This is a genomic window from Protofrankia sp. Cr1 (assembly GCF_963555865.1).
Classification (GTDB): domain Bacteria; phylum Actinomycetota; class Actinomycetes; order Frankiales; family Frankiaceae; genus Protofrankia.
The window spans coordinates 3,020-4,203 of sequence record NZ_CAUVXO010000574.1; the positions used below are offsets into that span (position 1 = coordinate 3,020).

Annotated in this window: 1 protein-coding gene; it reads left to right on the plus strand. The window is 71.9% G+C overall.

Translation table 11 applies throughout. The annotated features are described in order from the left end of the window. Positions 1 to 1,184 (plus strand): hypothetical protein (locus U9980_RS26035; protein ID WP_322770346.1); only part of this gene is annotated, 1,184 nt, incomplete at both ends.

Below are 1,184 nucleotides of genomic sequence, written 5' to 3' on the forward strand. Positions count from 1 at the left end.
CTGTTGCCGATCACACCGGGCCGGCGGCGGATGGTCGGGCTCTCCTTCGGTCTCGGCGGCACGGCCGCGCTCATGATCGGCGGAGCGGTCGTCCTGGTCGGGCCGGCGGTGTCCAGGGGGCTGGGCTTCCTGCACGCGGACCCCGGCCTCGACGTGCTGTTTCCGGTGGCCGCGGCCCTTTGGACGCTGTTCGCCCTGCAGGACTCGGTACTCGCCACGGTCGGTCGGGCCGGTTGGGTCCCGGTGGAGAACACCGTGTTCGGGCTCGCCAAGATACTCCTACTGATCATCTTGACCCGAATGGGCAGCTCCCACGCGGTCTTCCTCGCGTGGGTCCTGCCGATGGCCGCCCTGACCGTGCCGATCGGCAGCTGGCTGCTGCGCCGCGGGTTGGTCGACGGCCCGCGCAGCCGTACCCGACGCCCGGACAAGCCCGCGCGATCGGCGCTACTGCGCTTTCTCGCCTGGGACTACGGGGCGCTGCTGGCCGCGCAGACCGGCGTGGTGGCGGTGCCGCTCGGCGTCCTGGCCTGGTGCGGAGACGACGCGAACGCATCCTTCTCGGTCGGGTTCACGATTGTGTTGGCGGTCGAGTCGCTTGTCCTGTCCGTGGGCCTGTCCCTGACCATCCAGGCAGCCAGCGCCGTGGACACGGCCACGGCCCTCACCCGGTCGGCGTTGCGCCGATTCGGACCCGGGTTACTGGCGGGCGTGGCACTGGCGGTGATCGCGGCTCCGCTGCTGCTCGCCCCGTACGGCCGGACCTACGTCAACGGCGGCACCACCGCGCTGCGGCTGCTGCTCGTCGCGAGTATCCCGCAGGCCGCGGTGACGCTGCGCTGTGTGCTGTGGCGCCTGGACGGACTGAGCCGGCGCAGCTGCGCCATCCAAGTCATGTCACTGTTCGTGCTTTTCCTGACGCTCTTCCCGCTGACCCGATGGTGGGGCACCACCGGGGCGGCGTCCGCCTGGCTCGCCGCGCACAGCGTGGGCGCCCTGCTCGTCGCTCCCGGTCTGGCACGCCGGATCACCGCCCGTACAACGCCCACCGGATGCCTGCCCACCGGATGCCTGCCCACCGGATGCCTGCCCACCGACGGCCAGCCCGCCGACGGCCAGCCCGGCCCGGCCCCCTCGCCACAGATCCCATCCGCGGGCGATCCGCGTGACCTGATGAACACAGG